15 protein-coding genes and 1 tRNA gene are annotated in these 19,923 nt (G+C 68.4%); 10 read left to right on the plus strand and 6 right to left on the minus strand.

Going from position 1 to position 19,923, the window contains the following annotated elements:
- Positions 1-29 precede the first annotated feature (29 nt).
- From H6717_09815 to H6717_09825, 3 genes are all read left to right on the plus strand, one after another.
- Complete coding sequence (locus tag H6717_09815) at positions 30-902, plus strand: hypothetical protein (GenBank protein ID MCB9577308.1); 873 nt, start codon at positions 30-32, stop codon at positions 900-902.
- A gap of 146 nt (positions 903-1,048) precedes the next feature.
- The gene (locus H6717_09820) at positions 1,049-1,678 is read left to right on the plus strand and encodes a hypothetical protein (GenBank protein ID MCB9577309.1); all 630 of its coding nucleotides are present in this window, start codon (positions 1,049-1,051) and stop codon (positions 1,676-1,678) included.
- Positions 1,679-1,722: 44 nt separating this feature from the next.
- Positions 1,723-2,175: a hypothetical protein gene (locus tag H6717_09825; protein ID MCB9577310.1), complete on the plus strand. Its 453-nt coding sequence runs from the start codon at positions 1,723-1,725 to the stop codon at positions 2,173-2,175.
- Between the two features lie 103 nt (positions 2,176-2,278).
- Here H6717_09825 and hutU read toward each other — a convergent pair whose 3' ends face one another.
- Positions 2,279-3,955, minus strand: a complete 1,677-nt coding sequence (hutU, locus tag H6717_09830; GenBank protein MCB9577311.1) for a urocanate hydratase — start codon at positions 3,953-3,955, stop codon at positions 2,279-2,281.
- 185 nt (positions 3,956-4,140) lie between these two features.
- Here hutU and H6717_09835 point away from each other — a divergent pair, with 185 nt between their 5' ends.
- The 4 genes from H6717_09835 to H6717_09850 are packed head-to-tail and all read left to right on the plus strand — an operon-like array spanning position 4,141 to position 12,687.
- Positions 4,141-9,480 carry a tetratricopeptide repeat protein gene (locus tag H6717_09835; protein ID MCB9577312.1) on the plus strand — a complete coding sequence of 1,780 codons (5,340 nt, stop codon included), beginning with the start codon at positions 4,141-4,143 and terminating at the stop codon, positions 9,478-9,480.
- 3 nt (positions 9,481-9,483) lie between these two features.
- On the plus strand, positions 9,484-11,451 hold the full coding sequence (locus tag H6717_09840) for a S9 family peptidase (protein MCB9577313.1): 1,968 nt from the start codon (positions 9,484-9,486) through the stop codon (positions 11,449-11,451).
- A gap of 40 nt (positions 11,452-11,491) precedes the next feature.
- Entirely contained in the window at positions 11,492-11,788 is a 297-nt protein-coding gene (locus H6717_09845; protein ID MCB9577314.1) for a hypothetical protein, read from the plus strand.
- Between the two features lie 29 nt (positions 11,789-11,817).
- Entirely contained in the window at positions 11,818-12,687 is an 870-nt protein-coding gene (locus H6717_09850) for a DMT family transporter (GenBank protein ID MCB9577315.1), read from the plus strand.
- Positions 12,688-12,709: 22 nt separating this feature from the next.
- On the opposite strand, the gene H6717_09855 is transcribed toward H6717_09850, so the two are convergent.
- The 3 genes from H6717_09855 to H6717_09865 all read right to left on the minus strand — a co-directional run bounded on the left by H6717_09855 (position 12,710) and on the right by H6717_09865 (position 15,423).
- Entirely contained in the window at positions 12,710-13,585 is an 876-nt protein-coding gene (locus H6717_09855) for a serine/threonine protein kinase (protein MCB9577316.1), read from the minus strand.
- A gap of 444 nt (positions 13,586-14,029) precedes the next feature.
- Entirely contained in the window at positions 14,030-15,064 is a 1,035-nt protein-coding gene (arsS, locus tag H6717_09860; GenBank protein MCB9577317.1) for an arsenosugar biosynthesis radical SAM protein ArsS, read from the minus strand.
- Positions 15,065-15,087: 23 nt separating this feature from the next.
- Complete coding sequence (locus tag H6717_09865; GenBank protein ID MCB9577318.1) at positions 15,088-15,423, minus strand: carboxymuconolactone decarboxylase family protein; 336 nt, start codon at positions 15,421-15,423, stop codon at positions 15,088-15,090.
- 360 nt (positions 15,424-15,783) lie between these two features.
- On the opposite strand from H6717_09865, the gene H6717_09870 reads away from it, so the two are divergent.
- From H6717_09870 to H6717_09880, 3 genes are all read left to right on the plus strand, one after another.
- Positions 15,784-16,311 carry a TM2 domain-containing protein gene (locus tag H6717_09870; protein MCB9577319.1) on the plus strand — a complete coding sequence of 176 codons (528 nt, stop codon included), beginning with the start codon at positions 15,784-15,786 and terminating at the stop codon, positions 16,309-16,311.
- Between the two features lie 473 nt (positions 16,312-16,784).
- Positions 16,785-17,321, plus strand: coding sequence for a transposase (locus H6717_09875; GenBank protein ID MCB9577320.1), 537 nt, complete (start codon positions 16,785-16,787; stop codon positions 17,319-17,321).
- Between the two features lie 223 nt (positions 17,322-17,544).
- Positions 17,545-17,628 (plus strand) — tRNA-Leu (locus H6717_09880).
- Positions 17,629-18,195: 567 nt separating this feature from the next.
- Here H6717_09880 and H6717_09885 read toward each other — a convergent pair.
- Positions 18,196-18,357 (minus strand): hypothetical protein, encoded by a 162-nt coding sequence (locus tag H6717_09885; GenBank protein ID MCB9577321.1) that lies wholly within the window; start codon positions 18,355-18,357, stop codon positions 18,196-18,198.
- A gap of 1,071 nt (positions 18,358-19,428) precedes the next feature.
- Entirely contained in the window at positions 19,429-19,893 is a 465-nt protein-coding gene (locus H6717_09890; GenBank protein MCB9577322.1) for a hypothetical protein, read from the minus strand.
- Positions 19,894-19,923: the final 30 nt, after the last annotated feature.

Here is a 19,923-nt window from a genome sequence, read left to right on the forward strand (position 1 = left end):
CGCGGAGCCGCCGTCCTACGCTGTGGCCCGTGAGCGATCCGCAGCTTCTACGTCTGCTCGGGCTGGTGCAGCGCGAGCTGTCCGCTGTGGACGCGCGCATCGAGATCGGCGGCCAGCCGCCGAGCGACGAACGGACGATGTACTGCGAGATCACCGGCGGAGCGCGTTTGGTGGTCGTGCTCGAGGCGCCCCCCGAGGACCGCGCCCGCGCCCAAGAGCGATTGGCGCAGCTGGCGCGGTCGTTTTCGGCCTCGGCGGAGCAGGCGATCAGCGACCTTTCCGCGTCGAGCGGTGAGCTCGTCACGCGGCGCTTGGACGACGAGCTGGCAGCGCTGGCGGACCGGGCCGGCGCCGTGCGCGCGGTGGTGATCGACGCGCAGTCGCCGGTGGTGTGGGGGACCAGCGAGATCCGCCGGGGAGACGAGAACGTGGAGTCGGCCCTGCGTGCGGCGGATGCCCTGGCGGCGGCGGAGAAGGCCGGGGTGGATCTGGCGGAGGTGCTGGAGCGGGACTCCGACGAAGCGCTGACCTGGCTCGACGCGCGCGGGGTGGAGCCGCCGGTGGCGAAGTTCCTGACGCGAGAAGCGGAGCTCATTCGCCAAGCCAGCCGCCGGGGTGGGGCGGCCTGGCGCCAGCACCTGGCGACGGCCCGCGCCATCGCGTGCGTGCGCCGCGATTCGGACCGCGCGGTGATGGTCCAGCACAAGGACTTCGGCTACCTGTCGCGGGCCTTCGCCAACATCTATCGGCTGATTCTGGTGTTCGACGCGCCTTATTCAGAGCTGCACGCGGAGGGCGCCGTGGTCCATGCGCTCCCGGTCATCGAGCGCTTGGTGCTGGGGCTACCGCCGGTGGAGCCTCCGCCGAAGGGCGGCCGCGTGATCCGCCTTCCTCCGCGCTGATACGCAAGCGCTTGCTGCGCAAGTTCTTGCGTGATGACGCGGGGGCTTGCCGCAAATGGGCGGTTTCCAGCTCGGGGAGCGCTGGCCCTGAGCTTGCTCATGCCTTGTCCCGTAGCTCGAAGACGAGCCCCAACGGAGAGGTCATGATGAAGCACAGCATACTTTTGAAAGTCGTTCCCGCGGCCGCGCTGATGGGCGCGGTGGTCTCACAGTCCGCGCCGGCCGAGGCGCAGTCTCGGTGCATCTCGGGTACGCGAGTGCTCTCGGATCTGGCCAGCAACTACGGCGACAAGCTGATCCAGTACCATTGCAACAAGCGCAAGGATCCCGCCAAGTGTCTGGAGGATGCGGGCAAGGTCCAGGCGGTCGTCAGCGACTCCGTCAAGTACTGGAACAAGATGGCCGGCAACGGCTGGGCGACGATCGGCCCGCGCGAGCTCACCTTCAACGGCAAGCTGGACGGCAAGGTGGTCCTCGGCTCCGAGCGCCTGTTCGTCACCAAGGCGCCGGTGTTCGATACGGACCGCATCGCGGTGACCATCCTCAAAGAGGGTGGCAAGGCCAACACGCGCGTGACCATCGCGAAGTTCGACGAGAACGGGCGCTGCCTGGACGCCGACGAGGTCACCTTCAGCGGCAAGGACAAGAAGGGCACCACGAAGTCGGTCCGCCTCAAGGGCGTGAAGGGCATGTTCGTCGCCGTCAAGATCAACGCTTCCGGTGGCAAGGCGTTCGACTACGAGCTCCGCGCCAACAACAACCCGAACCGATGGTAACCCGGCGAGCATTCGCGCAGTTGGTCTGTGGGGCAGCGTTGGTCGTGACGCTGCCCGCATCGGCCCAATCCACGCGCTACGACATCGACAAGAAAGACACTCCGAGGCCCGTGCTGAGCGTGCTGAACAAGTACGTGAAGACGCTCCGCAGCAGCAAGGACCTCGATGATTGCGCAAAGGCCTTCGTCTCCATCGCCGGCGGCTCGTTGGTGAACGAGGACGGCAAGAGCCTGCGCGGGACGGTGCAGCGTTTCGGCCTGAAGAAGGACTACGAGAACATCAAGTTCTACGCGGATCCGATTCAGATCACCCGGATCGCCAAGCTGCCCGCCACCACCAGCGGCTTCGGTCCCAGCGCCATTCGCGGTCCCCGCTACAAGATCTGGATCGCGAAGAAGGACGGTGCGGGGGGCATGCCTGCTCCCGTGACCATCCTGGTGCCGGAGGGCCACGCCACCATCAAGTCGCCGAAGGTCGTCAACGTCGGCAGCTACTGACGACCGTCGTCCGCTCCCGGCTGCGCGGTGCAGCCGGGAGCGGGAATTTCGAGTCCGGGATGAGAGGTTCCGCGGCGGACCAGAAAACCAAACGTGAAACAGGCTATAGGCCCGGGATCTTCACGTGCTTCTGTGCGGCGGTCTCGAGGGCCTCGTCGTAGCCAGCGAGCGCGTGGCGAGCGACGCCGATGCCCGGGTCGACGGTGAGGACGCGCTCGAGGCGTCGTGCTCGCTCGTCCGTGCCATCGGCGACGACCACCATGCCGGCGTGGAGCGAGTTGCCGATGCCCACGCCGCCGCCGTGGTGGAAGCTGACCCAGGAAGCACCGGCGGCGATGTTCAGAGCGAAGTTCAGCAGCGGCCAGTCCGCGATGGCGTCGGAGCCGTCCTTCATGGCTTCGGTCTCGCGATCCGGGGAGGCGACGGAGCCGCAGTCGAGATGATCGCGACCGATCACCACCGGCGCGCTCACGGTGCCCTTTCGGATCAGCCGATTCATGGCATCACCGAAGCGAGCGCGATCCCCGTAGCCCAGCCAGCAGATGCGGGTGGGGAGCCCCAAAAAGGGAACCTTTTCGCTGGCCATGCGGATCCATCGCGCCAGCCCTTCGTCCTCTGGGAACAGCGAGAGCGCCTCGCGATCGAGGGCGTGGATGTCCTCCGGGTTGCCGCTGAGCGCGGCCCAGCGGAACGGTCCCAGGCCGCGGGCGAACAGCGGCCGGATGTAGGCCGGGACGAACCCCGGGTACAGGTACTCGCCGCTCTCGTCGCGCACCGGCACTCCGGCGAGCTCGGCTTGGGCGCGAAGGTTGTTGCCGTAGTCGAAGGCCACGGCCCCGCGCTTCTGCATTTCGAGGATGGCGGTGACGTGCGCGGCGATGCTCGAGAGCGAGCGTTGGTGGTACTCGGCGAGGTTCTCGCGGCGCAGGGCGTCGAGCTCGTCCGGGTCGCCCGAGGGGACGTAGGCGCCGAGGTCGTGGGCGGGCGTCTGATCCGTCACCATGTCCGGCGTCACACCGCGGCGGACCAGCTCCGGGTACACGTCGGCGGCGTTGCCCACCAGGCCGATGCTGAGGGGAGCTCCGTTCTTCTTGGCTTCCTCCGCCCAGGCCAGGGCTTCGGAGAGCGAGCTCGTCATGCGGTCGCAATAGCCCTCGTCCACCTTGCGCTGCACGCGATCCGCGCGGACTTCGACGTCGATCACCACGCCTTCGTTCATGGTGACGGCCAGGGGTTGCGCGCCGCTCATGCCGCCCAGCCCCGCGGTGAGCACGATCTTCCCCTTGAGGCTGGGAACGCCGAAGTGCTTCTCCGCTGCCGCCAGACAAGTCTGATAGGTGCCCTGCAAGATCCCCTGAGTGCCGATGTAGATCCAAGAACCCGCAGTCATCTGCCCGTACATGGTGAGGCCCATGCGGTCGAGCTCGTCGAACTTCTGCTGGGTTGCCCAGCGGGGCACGAGGTTGGCGTTGGCGAGGAGCACGCGCGGAGCGTGCTCGTGTGTGCGCGCTACGTACACGCCGCGGCCGGACTGCACGCACAAGGTTTCGTCCGGGGCGAGCTCGTCCAGCACGCGGAGGATGTTCCGGTACTCGTGCCAGTTGCGCGCGGCGCGGCCGCTGCCGCCGTACACCACCAGGCTTTCCCAATCGACCGCGTTGGCGGGGTCGAGGTTGTTCATCAACATCCGCTTCGCGGCTTCCGTGTCCCAGGTGCGCGCCGTCTTGCTGGTACCGGTCGGCGCGTGGATCGGCTCGGCGGGCTTGGCCGAGAGATGCATCGGTCGGCCGAAGCGTCGGAGCTCGTCTTCCACGTTGCAGCTGCAGGAGTATTTGCCGCGTTCGGCCTGGGCGATGGTCGCGTCGTTCATGGTCGTTCCAATACTTTTCTCGGGATTTTGGGCCCGCGGGAGAAGACCCGCACGCGCTCGGGCCGGCATGGTAGTGTCGATCGGCGCTTGACGTCATGAGCGACGAGAAACGCTCCAAGAGCCCCAAGGACGACCCTTCACCGCGCCCGCCTCGACCGGCGGGCAGCGGCCGATCGGTTCCACCGCCACCGCGACGCGGGGGTCCCGTGAAGACCCCCATTGCGGGGTCTCCGGCGCCGCCTCGCGCGTCGGCACCCGCTGCGCCGCCGCCACCGCCGGCGCGCCGCCCGCCGAGCATGCCGCCGCCACCCAATCGCGCCGGCACCGCTTCGAAGGCGCCAAAGCCACCGCCGGTTCCCGGCGGTCCGCCGGCGCCGTTGCCGCCGCCGGCACCCCGCCGCTCGGATCCCAAGGCGTCGAAGGCGCCTCCGGTCCGGGAAGCGCCGGACGCCGAGCACCACAAGACCAAGGTCGGAGTTCCGCCACCACCGGATCCGCGGGTCGCGGCGGCGCGCACCACCCTCGAGGCACTACAGGCCGAGCTGGGCAAGAGCGACCGGGACTCGCTGCGTCAAGGACGCCTGAACTACGAGATCGCGCGGCTCCTCGAGAGTCCCGTCGGTGATCTCGACGGTGCGGCGAAGCACTACCAAGAGGCGTACCGCCTGTGCCCGGATCACGTACCCACGCTGCGGGGCACGCGACGGGTGCTGCTGGCGAAGAAGTCCTATCCCGCAGCGCTCTCGCTGTTCGACGCAGAAGCCCGCTACACCGGAGATCCCGCCGCCAAGGCCGTGCTCTTCTACGAAAAGGGGCGGGTGCTCGAAGATCAGATGGCTCAGCGGCGCGAGGCCCACGAGGCCTACGCGGCCGCCGTGGAGCTGGATCCCTCGAACCTCACCTATCTGAAGGCGCTCGAGCGCGTGGACTTGGTGGGGGAAGCCTGGGACGCCCTCGATCGCACCTTCGAGCGGGCGGCCAACGCCGCCGCCGCGGATCCGCGGCTGCGTGCCGCCCTCGTCGCCGAGCGGGCGCGCTTGGCGGAAGTGAAGCAGTCCGACAGCCAAGCCGCGACGGAGCTGTTCCAGAGTGCGCTCTCCTTCGACGAGCGTGCGCCCGGCGCCCTGTTCGCGCTCAAGCGGCTGCACACGAGCCACAAGCGCTGGCGCGATCTCGCCGACGTGCTGCGCCGCGAGGCGGACCAGACGGCAGATCCGATGGTGCGCGCCATGGCCTGCTACCGCATGGGGCGCGTGCTGGTGGATCGCCTGGGGAACTTGGACGAAGGCCTCGCCGCCCTGGAGCGGGCCGCCGAGAGCGCGCCCTCGGAGCAACTGGTCCTCGAAGAGCTGTGTCGCCTGTACGAGCAGGCCAAGCGCTGGGAAGCGCTGTGCCGGGTGCTGGAGCGGTTGAGCGAGCGCGTCACCACGCCCAGCGAGCGGGTCGGCATCCTGCATCGCATCGGCAGCATTTGTGAGGACAAGCTCTCCGACGAGAAGTCCGCCGTCGCCTGGTACCGCCGCACGCTGGAGGACGACCCGACGTACCTGCCGGCGCTGCAAGCGCTGGGCAAGCTCTACACTCGCAAGAAGGAGTGGAAGGAGCTCATCGCGATGCATCTCGCGGAAGCGACGTCGCTCACCGACGGACCGCGCCGCGCCGCTGCGCACGGCCGGATCGCGATCCTGTTCGAAGAACAGCTCGGCGATCGCGAACAAGCCGTCGCGCACCATGCTCGCGCGTTGGGACTGTCCCCGGGGTACGCGCCGTCGTTCAAAGCGCTCGAGCGGCTGTATCGCCAGGGGCAACGCTGGCGCGAGCTTGTGGAGCTGTACGAGCGCGCGGTCCACGCTGCGACCGACGCCGAGACGAAGATCACGTTCCTGTTCAAGATCGGTCGTCTGCACGAGGACGCTCTCGATGCACCGGGGCACGCGCTGACGGCCTACCGTCGCATCCTGGAAGTGGACGACGGGCACTTGGGCGCCATCCACGCCATGCAACGCGCGGCGGAGCGGGCAGGGAAGTGGCAGGAGCTGGTCGACGCGCTCGAGCTCGAAGCGGCCAAGGTGAAGGACGACAAGCTCGTCGTCTCGCTGCTCCATCGCGCGGGCGAGGTGCTGGAAGACCACCTGGATGACACCGATGCCGCCCTGTCTCGCTACCAACGCGTGGTGAAGAAGGATCCCACGTTCGCCCCCGCGCTGAAGAGCCTGGGGCTTTCGTACTACCGCGCCGGGCGTTGGGAGGACCTGCTCGAGGTCTACCGCAGCGAGCTTTCGCTGGCTCCGAAGGGACCGGAATCCGCGTCTCTGCTCTACAAGATGGGCGAGATCAGTGAAGAGCAGATCGGCAAGGACGACGACGCCATCCAGTTCTATCGACGCGCCATCGAGATGGACGCGTTCCACGCGCCGAGCATCTCGGCCCTCGAGCGCAAGCTGTCGGAGCGCGGTAACTGGACGGAGCTCGCGAAGCTCATCGAGCTGGAGCTCACCAGCATCAAGGATGACGCGGTGCGAGCACGTACGGCGGCTCGCCTCGGCGAGGTGTACGAGAATCGCCTGAACCAACCGGACAAGGCGCTCGCGGCCTACGAGCAAGCCTTGGCGGCGGACGGCACGTTCCGGCCGGCGCTGGACGGCCGAGCCCGGCTCCTGTCGCTGGAGAAGGACTACAAGCGCCTCGCGGAGGAGCTTTCGCGGGAGGCTGCGACGGCGAACGACCCGCTGCTTGCCGTGGCCGCGACGTACCGACAAGGAGAAATCCACCGAGACGAGCTCTCGGATCCCAAGAAGGCGATCGAGTGTTTCGAGGCCGTGCTGGAACGGGATCCGTCGCACGTGGGTGCGCTCTTGGCCCTCGAGCCGCTGTACGTGGCGGACAGCGCCTGGGAGCAGCTGGCACAGGTGTACGCCACGGAGAGCCGGGTATTTTCGGATACCGGAGCGCGGGTGGCGGCGCTCCGAGAGCTGGCGCGCTTGCAGGAGGTCCGCGGTATCGGCGCGGAGGACCAGCAGCGCGCGACGCACATCGCGATCCTGCAGATGTCGCCGTCGGATCCTTCGGCGCTGGCTGCGCTGGAGCGGCTGGCGCTCGGCATGGGGGACGCGCAGCTGCTCACGCATGTCGACGCGAAGCTGGGAGCGACCAGCGCGGTGCCTTCGCTGGCGGCAGCACACCAGACGCGCCTGGCGGAGACGCTGGAAGCGCTCGAAGATCCGTCGGCCCTCGACACCTACCGCGCGGCGTTGGGGCGAGATCCCGAAAATCTCGCGGCGGCCTATGGTCTGGTGCGCTTGGCCAAGAAGAGTCGCGACCCCGATTTGCTGGCGTCCACCGCGGAGACCGCCGCCAAGGTGCTCGACGATCGGGAACAGGCCGCGCGACTGCTCGTCATCGGCGCCGAGGTGAAGGCGGGCCTGGGCGATGCAGAAGGCGCGCTCCGCGCTCTGGAGCGCGCACTGGAGCTGAACCCCGATCACGAGCACGCGGCGAAGGAGCTCGAGCGGCTGCTGATCGCCATGGGGCAGATCGATCGCCTGTTCGACATCTTGTGTCAGGCCGCTCAGTGGGCGAGCCAGAGCGAGCGCATGGCTCAGCTGTGGATCGCGGTGTCGCGGCTCTTGGCCGACCAAAAGCACGACGTGCCGGCGGCCCTTGCCGCGCTGCACCGGGTGACGGACGAGCTGCCGGGCCACGTGGACACACTGCTAGCGCTGGCCGATCTCTACATGCGCGACCAGCAGTGGGCGGAAGCCGTCGACCGGCTCACCCGCGTGCTGGCGGAATCGCCGTCGCCGCCCATTCAGATCCGCGCTCACCTCGCACTGGCCGAGGTCCTGCATGAGCGGCTGGGGGACGAGGACCGCGCTCTCAGTAACCTCGAGAAGGTGTTGGCCCTCGACGACCGCAACAAGGCGGCGTTGGAGAGGCTGATCAAGATCCAGGTGCGCCGCGGTAAGATGGACGCGGCGGCTTCCACGGCGTCGCGGTTGGTCACCGTTGCCACGGACGACGGCGAGCGCGCGGAAGCGCTGACGCGTCTCGCGGAGCTCGAAAAGGATCGCAAGGAGTACGATGCCGCGGCCCACGCCTACGAGCAGGCCGTGGCCATGGCGGGGACGGAGGGCAGCGCGGCGGCGTCGTTCAAGGAGATGCTGGTCGAGCTGAAGCTGCTCGGGGAAGACCCGCCCTGGAGCAACTACGTCAACGCCCTCTCCGGCTATCTGGAGCGTGCCAGCGTGTCGCCGGACAAGCGCGCCGCCATCTATCTCGAGGTGGGCCGGGTGCTCGGCGACGAGATGGGCATGACGGAGCGCTCCCTGGCGGCGCTGCAGCGGGGCATCGCCGTGGACCCGAACCACGTGGAGATCCGCGTAGAGCTTGCCACCCGGTTGAAGGCGGCTGGGCACCATCCACAAGCGGCGGCGGAGCTGAAGAAGCTGCTCGAGGTGGACGTCACCCGCGTGCAAACTTGGCGCGACCTCGTGGCCAGCTTCCAGGGCATGCAGCGGCAGGAGGAGGCCGTGCTCGCCATGGCGCCGCTGGTCGCCCTGGGCGCGGCCAACGATCTGGAGCGCGCGACGGTCGCGGCGCGACCGTCCCGCTTCTCGAGCACCATGCCGGGGGCTTTCGACGACGTGGCGTTCCGTGGGATCGACGCCCGAGGCGCGCCGGACGCCGCGGGAGACTTGCTCGCGGCGGTCTCCGAGGGGCTCGCCAAGGTGCACCCGCCGGAGCTCGAACGCTACGGGCTCGCCAGTCGCGATCGCATCACCTCGCGTTCCGGCCATCCACTGCGCATGCTCGCGGATCGCGTCGCTCAGCTGTTCGGCGTCGAGGAGTACGACCTGTACATCCACCGCGCGCACGCCGGCAGTCTGGAGGTGGAGCTCAGCGATCCCCCCGCGGTGCTGGTTCCGGCCCACGTCACGGGCTTCGGCGAGACCGAGCAGGTCTTCTGCCTGGCTCGACCCCTCGCCAACATTGCCCGCGGGCTCCACGCCGTGAACAAGCTTTCTCCACGCGAGGTGGAGCTCTTGCTGGTAGCGGCCGCGCGCTTGGCGGATCCCACCTTCGGCATCGGCATCACGGACGAAGAATTCCTGCAGGGCCACGCCCGCCGGGTGCAGAAGGCCCTCTCGCGCCGGGGTCGCCGCGCCACGGAGGAATCCGCGGCCTTGTTCCTCGGCTCAGCCCCCGTGGACTACACGGACTGGTGCGAGAAGATCCGCCGTACGGCGGCTCGGGCGGCCGTCACCGTCGCCGACGATCTCCCAGCCTGCGTCACCCTGCTGCGCCGCACCGAAGGGGACCTGGCCGGGCTCAAAGGCGCGGCGCTGGCTCAGGGCATGGAGCTGGTCTCCGATCTGATGCGCTTTTGGGTGAGCGATGCGGCCTTTGCGCTGCGCCGCCGCCTGAGCATCCTCTGACGCATGCGACGCTACCTGCTGCTCGTGACCCTCGCGGCTTGCGGGGGCCCGCTGATCGACAACTCTCCAATGCCCGCGCCGGCGCGGGCGCCCCTCGCCGACATGGCGGAGCGTCCGCCGGAGCCTCCCGCGCCGTCGACCGGCAACGTGGTGCTGGAGGGCACGCCGGAGATCCCGCCACGGCTCGGCGAGCGATTGTCGCAGTACGTGAACGCACGCGCGGCGTCCTTCCAATGGCTTTCGGACGACGGCAAGCGAGCCCTCATCACCACTCGTTTCGCCGACACGGAGCAGCTGCATTGGGTCTCCATGCCGATGGGAGAGCGCAAGCAGCTCACTTTTCGGGACGAGCCCGTGAGCACCGCGTCCATTGCGCCGGGGGGCGACGCGGTGGTGTACATGAGCGACAGCGGCGGCAACGAGCGCTATCAGATCTTCCGCCTGGAGCTCGGGACCGGCGAGACCACGCTGCTGTCCGACGGAAAGAATCGCCACGGCGAGTATCTCTGGTCGCACTCGGGCAAGCTCATCGCGTACACCAGCAACGCGCGCAACGGGAAGGACATGGATCTCTTTCTGGGGGACGGAAAGAGCCCCGGCCGGTCGCTGCTCGAGCGCGAGGGACACTGGTATCCGATCGACTGGTCCAAGAACGACGACAAGCTGTTGGTCGGGCAGTACGTGTCGATCAACGAATCGCGGCTGTATCTCGTGGACGTGAAGACGAAGGCCGTAACGCAGGTCACGCCGGCGGAGCCCGTGGCCAGCTACCGCGCCGCCGTGCTGGCGCCGGACGGCCAGCGCGTGTGGCTCGCCACCGATCGCGACACGGATCACGTGGAGCTGTACGCGGCGCAGCTGGGCAAACCGGATCTCGAGCCGCTCTCCCGTTCGATCCCTTGGAACGTGGAGGAGCTGGCGCTGTCACCGGACGGCAAGACCCTGGCCTTCGTGACCAACGAGGACGGCTATGGTGTGCTCCGCCTGCTGGACACCGCCACGGGTCGACAGAGCGCAGCTCCGGGGATCCCCAAGGGCATCGTGAAGGGGCTTCGCTTCGCCAAGGCGGCGCCGGTGCTCGGCTTCACCCTGGTGGGGGCGACGACCAGCGGAGACGCCTACGGGTACGACCTGCGCGACAAGAAGCTCACTCGCTGGACGGAGAGCGAGGTCGGCGGTCTCGACCCGCGTCGCTTCGTGGAGCCGGAGCTCGTGCACTATCCGACCTTCGACGGCCGCACGATCCCGGCGTTCTACTATCGCTCACCAAAGAAGGGCCCGCGCCCCGTGGTGGTCTGGATCCACGGGGGGCCGGAGTCCCAAGCGCGGCCGAGCTTCTCGCCCTTGCTCCAGTACCTGGTGCTGGAGAGCGGCTTTTCCGTGCTGGTGCCGAACGTGCGGGGCTCTGATGGTTACGGCAAGGCGTATCTGTTGCTCGACAACGGCGCCAAGCGCGAAGACTCGGTGAAGGACATCGGCGCGCTGCTGGACTGGGTGAAGACGCAGCCGGAGCTCGACGCGAAGCGGACAGCGGTGCTGGGCGGCTCCTACGGTGGCTACATGGTGCTCGCGTCCCTGGTGCACTTCGGCAAGCGCCTGCGCGCGGGCGTCGACATCGTGGGGATCAGTAACTTCGTCACGTTCCTGGAGAACACGCAAGCCTATCGTCGAGACTTGCGCCGGGCGGAATACGGCGACGAGCGTAAGGCCGACATGCGAAAGCTGCTCACGCGAATTTCTCCTACCGAGAACGCCGACAAGATCGAGAGCGCGCTGTTCGTGGCGCACGGGGCCAACGACCCTCGAGTTCCGGTGGGGGAGACCGAGCAGATCGCCCGCGCCGTGCGCAAGAACGGCCACGATGTTTGGTACATGCTGGCGAAGAACGAGGGGCACGGCTTCCGCAAGCAGGAAAATCGCGACCTCTTCTACCGCCTCACCGTGCTGTTCCTCGAGAAACACCTACAGTGATCCGTCGCCGAGCCGTTCTTCCTTGGTCGGAGGGATCGCGATGGCGAACAAGAACTGCTGGGAAGTGAAGAACTGCGGGCGGCAGCCGGGTGGCGCCAAGGTTGCCGCCCTCGGGGTGTGCCCCGCGGCCACCGACACACGGCTGAATGGCGCCAATGGTGGAAAGAACGGCGGGCGAGCCTGCTGGGTGCTGGCCGGCACCCTGTGTGGCGGCGCGGTGCAAGGCTCCTTCGCGAGCAAGATCGCCAATTGCTCGAACTGCGAGCACTTCAAGGGAGTGCAGCGGGAAGAGAAGAACGTGCTCGGCACTCGCCAGCTTTTGGCAAAGCTCGCGTAGACGCGACGTGTTAGGAGCCATCCCTGCCGATGGCTCTGTTCGTTGCCTTCGCCTCGGCCCTGAGCTGGGCGGGGTTCGACGTCTATCGCAAGCTGTGCGTCCGTCACATCGACACCAGCGCGCTGGTCGTGCTGCTGTCGCTGGCCGAGGTTCCGCTGTTCGGGCTGTGGGTGGCGCTCGACCCCGGCGCGCGCCTGACACCGGAGTACGCGCTGCCCGCGTCGTCAGCTGCGGTGCTCAGCATCGTGGCGAACCTGCTCTACCTCGAGAGCGTGCGCCTCTCGCCCTTGAGCCGCACCATCCCGCTCCTTTCCCTCACCCCGGCGGCGAGCGCCCTGGCCGCCTGGCCGCTGCTGTCGGAGGTTCCCAGCCACACCCAGACCGGCGGCATCGTCATCGTGGTGGTCGGCGCGCTGCTCTTGAACGCCGGCCCGGACGAGCTGCGGCGACCGTGGCGGCTGCTTGGCGCCTTCGCCGCCGATCGGGGGGGCGTGTACATGGCCTGCGTGGCGCTGCTTTGGTCGCTGCTGCCGGCGGTGGACAAGCTGAGCATGACGCACGCTTCCGCCAGCGTGCACGGCCTCGTCATCAACGCCGCGGTTGCCAGCGGGATGTTCGTCATCATGCTGCTCCGAGGTCGCGCGGGTCGCGTCCGCGAAGTGGCGCGGGCTCCGCGGGTCTTCGCGGGGGCCGTGCTGTTCGCGACCTTGGCCCTCGGAACCCAGTTGCTGGCTCTCGGCTGGGTGCTCGTGAGCTTGTTCGAAGCCGTCAAGCGCGCCACCGGCATGACGGCGTCTCTCATCACGGGGCGCCTCGTGTTTCACGAGCAGGTCCGCATCCCCCAGGTCGCCGCCGTGCTGCTGATGGCCACGGGCGTGGTGCTCGTGGTTTCAGGATGATGTTGGTGCGGCGCGATACCCGTCAGTAGGGCGCCGTCGGAGGCGGCGCGAGCAATGTCTCCAGGGCGGCCCACATTGCGGCCACGCTCTGAAACCGATCCTGCGGATCTGCGGCCAACGCCTTGTCCACCCAGGAATCGATCGCCGCGGGCAGGCTCTTGCGCAGCGCCTTGAGGCTCGGTCGCTCGCCGTTTTGCGCCCACTGACACAGCTCCAGCAAGCTCGGCGTGGGGTGGGGGACCTGCCCGGAGAGGCAGCGAAATACGAGCACGGCCAAGGAGTACACGTCGATACGGTGATCGAGCGCGTGCGGGTCGCCGCGCCACGCTTCTGGTGCGATGTAGCTCGGGGTGCCGGCGACCATGCCTTCGGCCGTCAGGCTCACCTCGCCGAGCACTTTGGCGAGCCCGAAGTCCATCAGCCGCACGCCACCTCCCGCCGCGGCGTCCACGATGAAGATGTTGCTCGGCTTCAGGTCGCGGTGAAGGATGCCCTTTTCGTGCGCTTGGCTCAGGGTGCGAGCGATGGGCCGCAGGATTTCGAGCGTCTTGTCCTTCTTCAGCCGTCCGCCACGGCTCTCGGCTTCGTGCAGGAAGCTCTCCAGGTTCTGACCCTGGAGCATCTCCATCACGATGCTCACCTCGCCGTTCGGATCACGCACCAGCGCGTGGACGTAGACCGCGGCGGTGCCGCGCAGACGAGCCATGGCCAAGGCTTCTCGCTCGAAGCGCCGCGACAGCTCTTCGTCCCGGGCCGCCTCCTTGCGCAACACCTTGACCGCCACCTCGCCGCGGGTCTCGAGGTCGCGAGCCCGGTACACCACGCCATAGGCCCCGGAGCCGACTCGGGTCAGGAGCCGGTAGCGATTGCCGATGACGTCGCCGGGGGATCGAACCATGGGAACGGTCCGAAACCATACCGCGATACCTCAATGGGTTCGAAACGGATCCATGGGCCCAACGTGAGGATCCGGCTCCAGACCCATGATCTGGCGTTGGCAGCCGCAGCGCCGGCAGCCGTCCTTGCCGATCAAACACACCAGAACCGTCGCCTCGCTCTTCCGCCCGCAGCCGATTCGGCTTCCGCGCTCCGACCTTTGCTTGCTCGGATCCAGCGTCCGCCCAAGACGTGTCCGGGGGCGCGATCAGCAACCTCTTCTTGGTATCGGATTCGGGACACGAAGAAGAGGTTGCGCCGCGCGCGGGGCCGAGGTGGCGCTCTGAAGCGTGGATGGGAAGAGGTCAGTCCCGGCGTTTGAGGTACTTCGCGCGCGGCGCTTGTGAAACGTGTAGCTCGCCCTTGGCGCACGTGAAAGGTCAGAGCCAGGGCGCGCTGATACGCGTCAGGCGAGGCTACCGCCGCAGCTCGACCCGGCTCCCGCAGTACAGCCGAAACAGTGCCGATCCACGACGATGTCGCGCTCTCGGAGCCGCTCGGGATCGAAATTGCGAATGTGACGCGACGTTGCTTCTGCCACGGGGAGCTCGAGCATCTGGTTGAAGTCGCAGTCGAACAGCGTGCCGTCCCAGCCCACGCTCAGCGTGTTGCGGCACATCACGCCCGCCGCCGCCGCCGGATTGAAGGCAGCGGCCAATCGCGCCATGTACTCCTCGAGATTCCCAGAGTCTCGGAGCCACTCCAGAAATCGACTGATGGGCATGTTGGTGAGGCCGTACAGCGCGTCGAACTGCACGCCGTGCTGTCGCTCGAGCTCGCGCTTCCATTCCGCTTCGAGGGAAGCCTGGCACTGCGGCAAGAGTGCGCCCACGGGGTTCGTCACCAGCACCAGGCGAAGGCCGGACTTGCCGTCGCCGTAGCCGAGCGCGTTCAGGCGCCGAAGCGCGCTGATGGACTTGTCGTACACGCCGCTGCCGCGCTGCCGATCGGTTCCGAGCTTTCGGTAGTGCGGCAGACTGCACACCAGCTCCACGCGGTTGTCCGCCAAGAACTCCGGTAAGTCTCGATGGGCGCCGGTCTCCAAGACGGTCAGATTGCAGCGGTCGATCACGTGGCGATCGCGCGCTCGACACTGCTCCACCAGCCAGCGAAAGTTCGGATTCAGCTCCGGCGCGCCACCGGTAATGTCCACGGTGGGGATGTCGGCGCGCTCGAGCGCCGAGAGACAGAGCTCCATCGTCTCCCGGCTCATCACCTCGCGCCGGTCCGGTCCCGCATCCACATGGCAGTGGCGGCAGGTCTGGTTGCAGAGCTTGCCCACATTGAGCTGCAGGATCTCGAGGCGTGTGGGGCGCAGGGGCCAGAGCTTCGCCCCTTCGAGCTCGGTCTCGAACCCCGTGGCGAGGGGCAAGCGGTGCAGGGTGCCCAGCTGCTCTCGGGCAGACGCCAGGGGCTCCCCGCGAGAGGCGAGGGTGGGCAACGGGGTTGCGGTAGAGGTCTTCATCACATCCCGAGCTTGTCGGCCTGATTCTTCATCTGAAGCCCGTGCACCAGGGAAGCTCCACCGCGGATTGCGGCTGCGACATGCACCGCCTCCGTCATCTGGTCCATGTCCGAGCCCTTCTCCAACGCGTCCCGAGTATAGGCGTCGATGCAGTAGGGGCACTGCACCGCGTGCGCCACCGCGAGCGCGATCAGCGCTTTTTCCCGGGAGGTCAGGGCGCCTTCCGCGAACACCGCGCCGTACCAAGCGAAGAACTTCTTCGCCAGCTCCGGGGCGTTGTCGCCGATTTCGGCAAAGCGGGGCAGGTCGTGGGCGTCGTAGTAGTGCTGACTCATGATGCTCCCGCATACGTAGCGCACTCCATGTGCGTTTCGGCAGCCCTTCGGCGGCTTCGTCGCCTCACGATGCTCACGCATACGGAGCGCATCCTGGCGCGTTTCGGCGCCCTGCGGCGGCTTCGTCGCCTCACGATGCTCGCACATACGGAGCGCACGCCGTGCGCGTTTCGGCGCCCTGCGGCGGCTTCGTCGCCTCACGATGCTCGCACATACGGAGCGCACTCCCGGCGCGTCTCGGCAGCCCGTTGGCCGCTTCACCGACCAGACGCCCGTCATGGCGCGGGGGCGAAGGAGACGAAAGGCGACTCTCTGCTCCTGGTGCCGACAATCGCCTGGCCGAGGCCCAACACCGGGTCTATGATGCCGATGCTCGCGAGGCGTGCGATGGCAGGCGGATATCCCCCCGGTTCAGGCTTTCAACCTCCTGGCTACGCGCCCCCCGGCTCGCCACAAGGGTGGGGTGGAGGCGCGGGCGCTCCCGGCAGTCCGGGCGCTCCCGGCAGTCCGGGCAGTCCCGGCAGTCCGGGTGGCTTTGGCGCTCCCGGCGGTCCGCCGGCCTATCATCCACCCGCCTATGGTGCTCCGTTCGGTTCGCCTGCCTATGGCGTGGCCAATGGCCCCCAACCCGGCGCGCCCTACGGTATCGACCCCGTGACGGGCGTGCCGTTCTCGGACAAGCAGAAGATCATCGGCTTCGCGTTGCAGTTCTTCCTGGGCGCGTTCGGAGCCGGACGTTTCTACACCGGCCATGTCGGTATCGCCGTCGCGCAGATCATCGTCACCTGGGTGACGTGCGGGATCGGCGCCATCTGGCCCACCATCGACGGCGTCCTCATGCTCGTCGGCCGGGTCACGGACGCCGACGGCCGCCCCCTGCGCGACTGACCCCGGCGCAGAGCATCGCGTCACGGTCGCCCCTGGCCGGGTCACGGACGCCGACGGCCGCCCCCTCCGCGACTGACCCCGGCGCAGAGTATCGCGTCACGGTCGCCCCTGGCCGCGTCACGGACGCCAACGGCCGCGTCACGGACGCCAACGGCCGCGTCACGGACGCCAACGGCCGGCGTCTCTGGTCGCGTCACGGACGCCAACGGCCGCGTCACGGACGCCAACGGCCGGCGTCTCTGGCCGCGTCACGGACGCCAACGGCCGCGACGGCCCCCGACGCCCCTTGACGTTCGCCCCGCCCGCATACTATATCTGCCCTATTCAAGATGAAGAAGCGCTTCCGCTCTTGGGGCGGCAGAAGAAAGGGCGCAGGTCGCCCGCGGTCGGACAAGCCCCCAGTTCCGCATCGCACCCGTGCGCACACGAACCGGGGCCGGGTCGTCCACATCGCGATGCGGGTGCGCCCTCGGGTGATATCACTCCGTTCGCAACGTTCCTTCCGCGTGATCGAGAAGGCGTTTCGAGCGTGGCAGGAGCGGAAAGGGTTTCGGTTGCTGCACTTTTCCGTGATGGGGAATCATGTGCACTTGGTGGTGGAGGCCAAGAGCGCCTCCACCCTCGCTCGCGCCGCCCAGGGCATCAGCATTCGCATTGCAAAGGGCTTGAACGCGATCATGGGCAGCCGCGGTAGCGTGTTCGCCGGGCGATACTTCAATCGCGTCCTCACGACGACCCGGCAGGTCCGAACGTTGTTGGCGTACGTGCTCAACAACGCCCGCCACCACGAGCTCGTCGAGAACGTTGCTGACGACTGGGTCGACGAGTTCTCCAGCGCGCACGCCTTTGACGGGTGGACCAAGCCAGTCCGGACGAACGCGCAAGCTCCGCCGCCCGTGGTCGAAGGTGAGAGCTGGCTCATGAAGCGATGGCGGGACTCCGGTGGCTCCATCGCTCCGGACTTCGTCCCCGGCCGCGGAGACGTCGTCGATCACCCCGCCGCAGCATGAGCCGGTCGGCCGCCAGCCGCGCGCGCCGAGGGCGCCCCCTTCGTCCCAGCCGAACCAGACATCGCCATCGTCCACCGACTTCCAGCAGGGCATTTTTGTTGGTGCAGCGCGGAACCTCGCGGAAAGCCGGCCCGTCCGCCGTCGCCTTTCGCTTGCCGAGGGCCGCCAGGGTGAGCTAGATCCGCACGCCCTGGCCCGGGGCTCTGCTTCGGGTTGGCACCTTGCGAAGGTGGCGGAACTGGCAGACGCGCTGGATTCAGGTTCCAGTGGTAGCAATACCGTGGAGGTTCAAGTCCTCTCCTTCGCACTAGATCGCACGCCCCGTCGGTGTTCAACGCGCGGAGCTTCCTGGGAACGCCGGACTCAGGCCTCATGCGAGGCGCGGGGCGGCCTTCATATGTGCGGTGCGTTGTTTGGCGGCGCGCTCCCGCCGGCTCGAGTCCTCTCCTTCGCACCAGATCACGCTCGGCGGAGTTGTTCAACGCGCGGAGCTTCCTGGGAACGCCGGACTCAGGCCTCATGCGAGGCGCGGGGCGGCCTTCATATGGGCGGCCTCATGCGAGGCGCGGGGCGGCCTTCATATGGGCGGCTTCATGCGAGGCGCGGGGCGGCCTCATGCGAGGGGCGGCCTTCATATGGGCGGTGCGTTGTTTGGGCGTCGCGCTCCCGCCGGCTCGAGTCCTCTCCTTCGCACCAGATCACGCTCGGCGTCGGTGTCTTGGTCGGTGTTCTAGCCGCGGAGCGGACCTAGCTCCCATCAGCGGCGTCAGGCGACTCAGGCTTCGTCATCGGCGACGGGAGCCGTTGTGTGAGAGGCTTCTCCTTGACAGCGGATCACAAGGCGTTGCCGGATCCCTCCGCGATGCCTCGAACCTCAACGGTTCAGGTTCGACTGGCTGGTGAGCGCGCCGACCGCGGCGCCGCCGACGATCAACAGCAGTATCACGACGACGATGATGGCCAGGCGACGTTGACGGCTGGCGCCCGACGCGAAGGGAAGATCGCTGTCCGGGCCGAAGTCGAGATCGAGATCCACTCGCGGAGCGGATACCGCAGGCGTCTGTGGCAAGGCGGGCGGTGATGCGACGAGAGGCTTCGGGGCGGGCGCGGGCGCGACGGCGGGCGTGGGCGCGACGGCGGGCGTGGGCGCGACGGTGGGGGCGGGCGCGACGGCGGGCGTGGGCGCGACGGCGGGTGCGGGCGCGACGGCGGGGCGGGCGCGACGGCGGGGGGGGCGCGACGGCGGGGGTGGGCGCGACGGCGGGGTGGGCGCGACGGCGGGCGTGGGCGCGACGGCGGGGTGGGGCGCGACGGCGGGGTGGGCGCGACGGCGGGGCCGGCGCGGACTCCACGACGGCGAGACGCGCACTGATGCGGTCGAGCTGGATCTCGATCTTGCTGATGTGCTCGCGCACTTCGTCGGTTTCACGCTGCGTCGTTGCGGGCGCGACGGCGGGCGCGACGGCGGGGGCGGGCGCGACGGCGGGTGCCGGCGCGGACTCCACGACGGCGAGACGCGCACTGACGCGGTCGAGCTGGATCTCGATCTTGCCGAGCTGCTCGCGCACGCTCTCGATTTCACTCTGCGTCGCGGCGCGCGCGGCTTCGCGCGCCAACGCGCGCACCTCGTTCATCTCCAGCGCGCGCGGCTGCGGCGCGTCGGCCCCCGCGCCGCCCCGCGCGGTGGACGTCGAGCCGCCCCGCGCGGTGGACGTCGAGCCGCCCCGCGCGGTGGACGTCGAGCCGCTCCGCGCGGTGGACGTCGAGCCGCCCCGCGCGGTGGACGTCGAGCCGTGCGACAGCGACGCCTTCGGCAACGGTCGCGATTTGTCGTCGCTCGCCCCAGCAATACCCAGCGATGACTTCGGGGGAGGCGGGCGCTTGCCTGCCGTCGACGGCGAGCTTCCGAGGGACGACCGCGGCGGCGGTGGTCGTCGCTCGGCGCTGCCGGTTCCCGGCTTTCCCTTTGGCGACTCCTCTTTCTTGGGCGGCAGCGCCATCGCTCTAGTCTACCCGATGCGCCGGCCCGGCGAACCGGGGCTTCCTGCGACCATTTACGTTGCATGCCGGCCGGCCGAGCGGCGGGACGCCACCTCGTCGCTCGGTGTCAGCAGCCGTTCGCGCACACGTCTGGCGCGACGGGCTTGTCGAAATTCGACGTTGCGCAGGCGTAGCCCAATGCAGAGCTCCGCAGCTCGCGTTGGCAGACGCTCGGCCCGTTGGCACTCCCATTGGTGAGCACCAACGTCGTGCCGCCCTGGGTATTCTGGACCGCGAGGACCTGGGCATCGGTGCCTTTCAGCGAGCCCCGAGCGATCTTCACGAACGCGCCTTCGCGAAGCGATGCGCGCGCTTCGCGGATCTGAACGCAGCCGGAGGCGCAGTTGCACGGACGCCACAGCATGCAGGTGGGGCCCACGGACGCGGCCGTCTCGCTGGGCGAGCTCTCCACGCTGGGCGAGCTCTCCACGCTGGGCGAGCGCGGTGGCCTGGGCGAGCTCTTCGCGCTTGGCGCCGGAGCGGAGGAACAAGCGGAAAGACTCAGCGCCAGCGCAATCGTGGAGAGACGCATTCTCTCGCGTGATACGCCCGCGCCCGCGAG

This window comes from Polyangiaceae bacterium, from assembly GCA_020633235.1.
In the GTDB taxonomy this organism is placed as follows: Bacteria; Myxococcota_A; Polyangia; order Polyangiales; family Polyangiaceae; genus JACKEA01.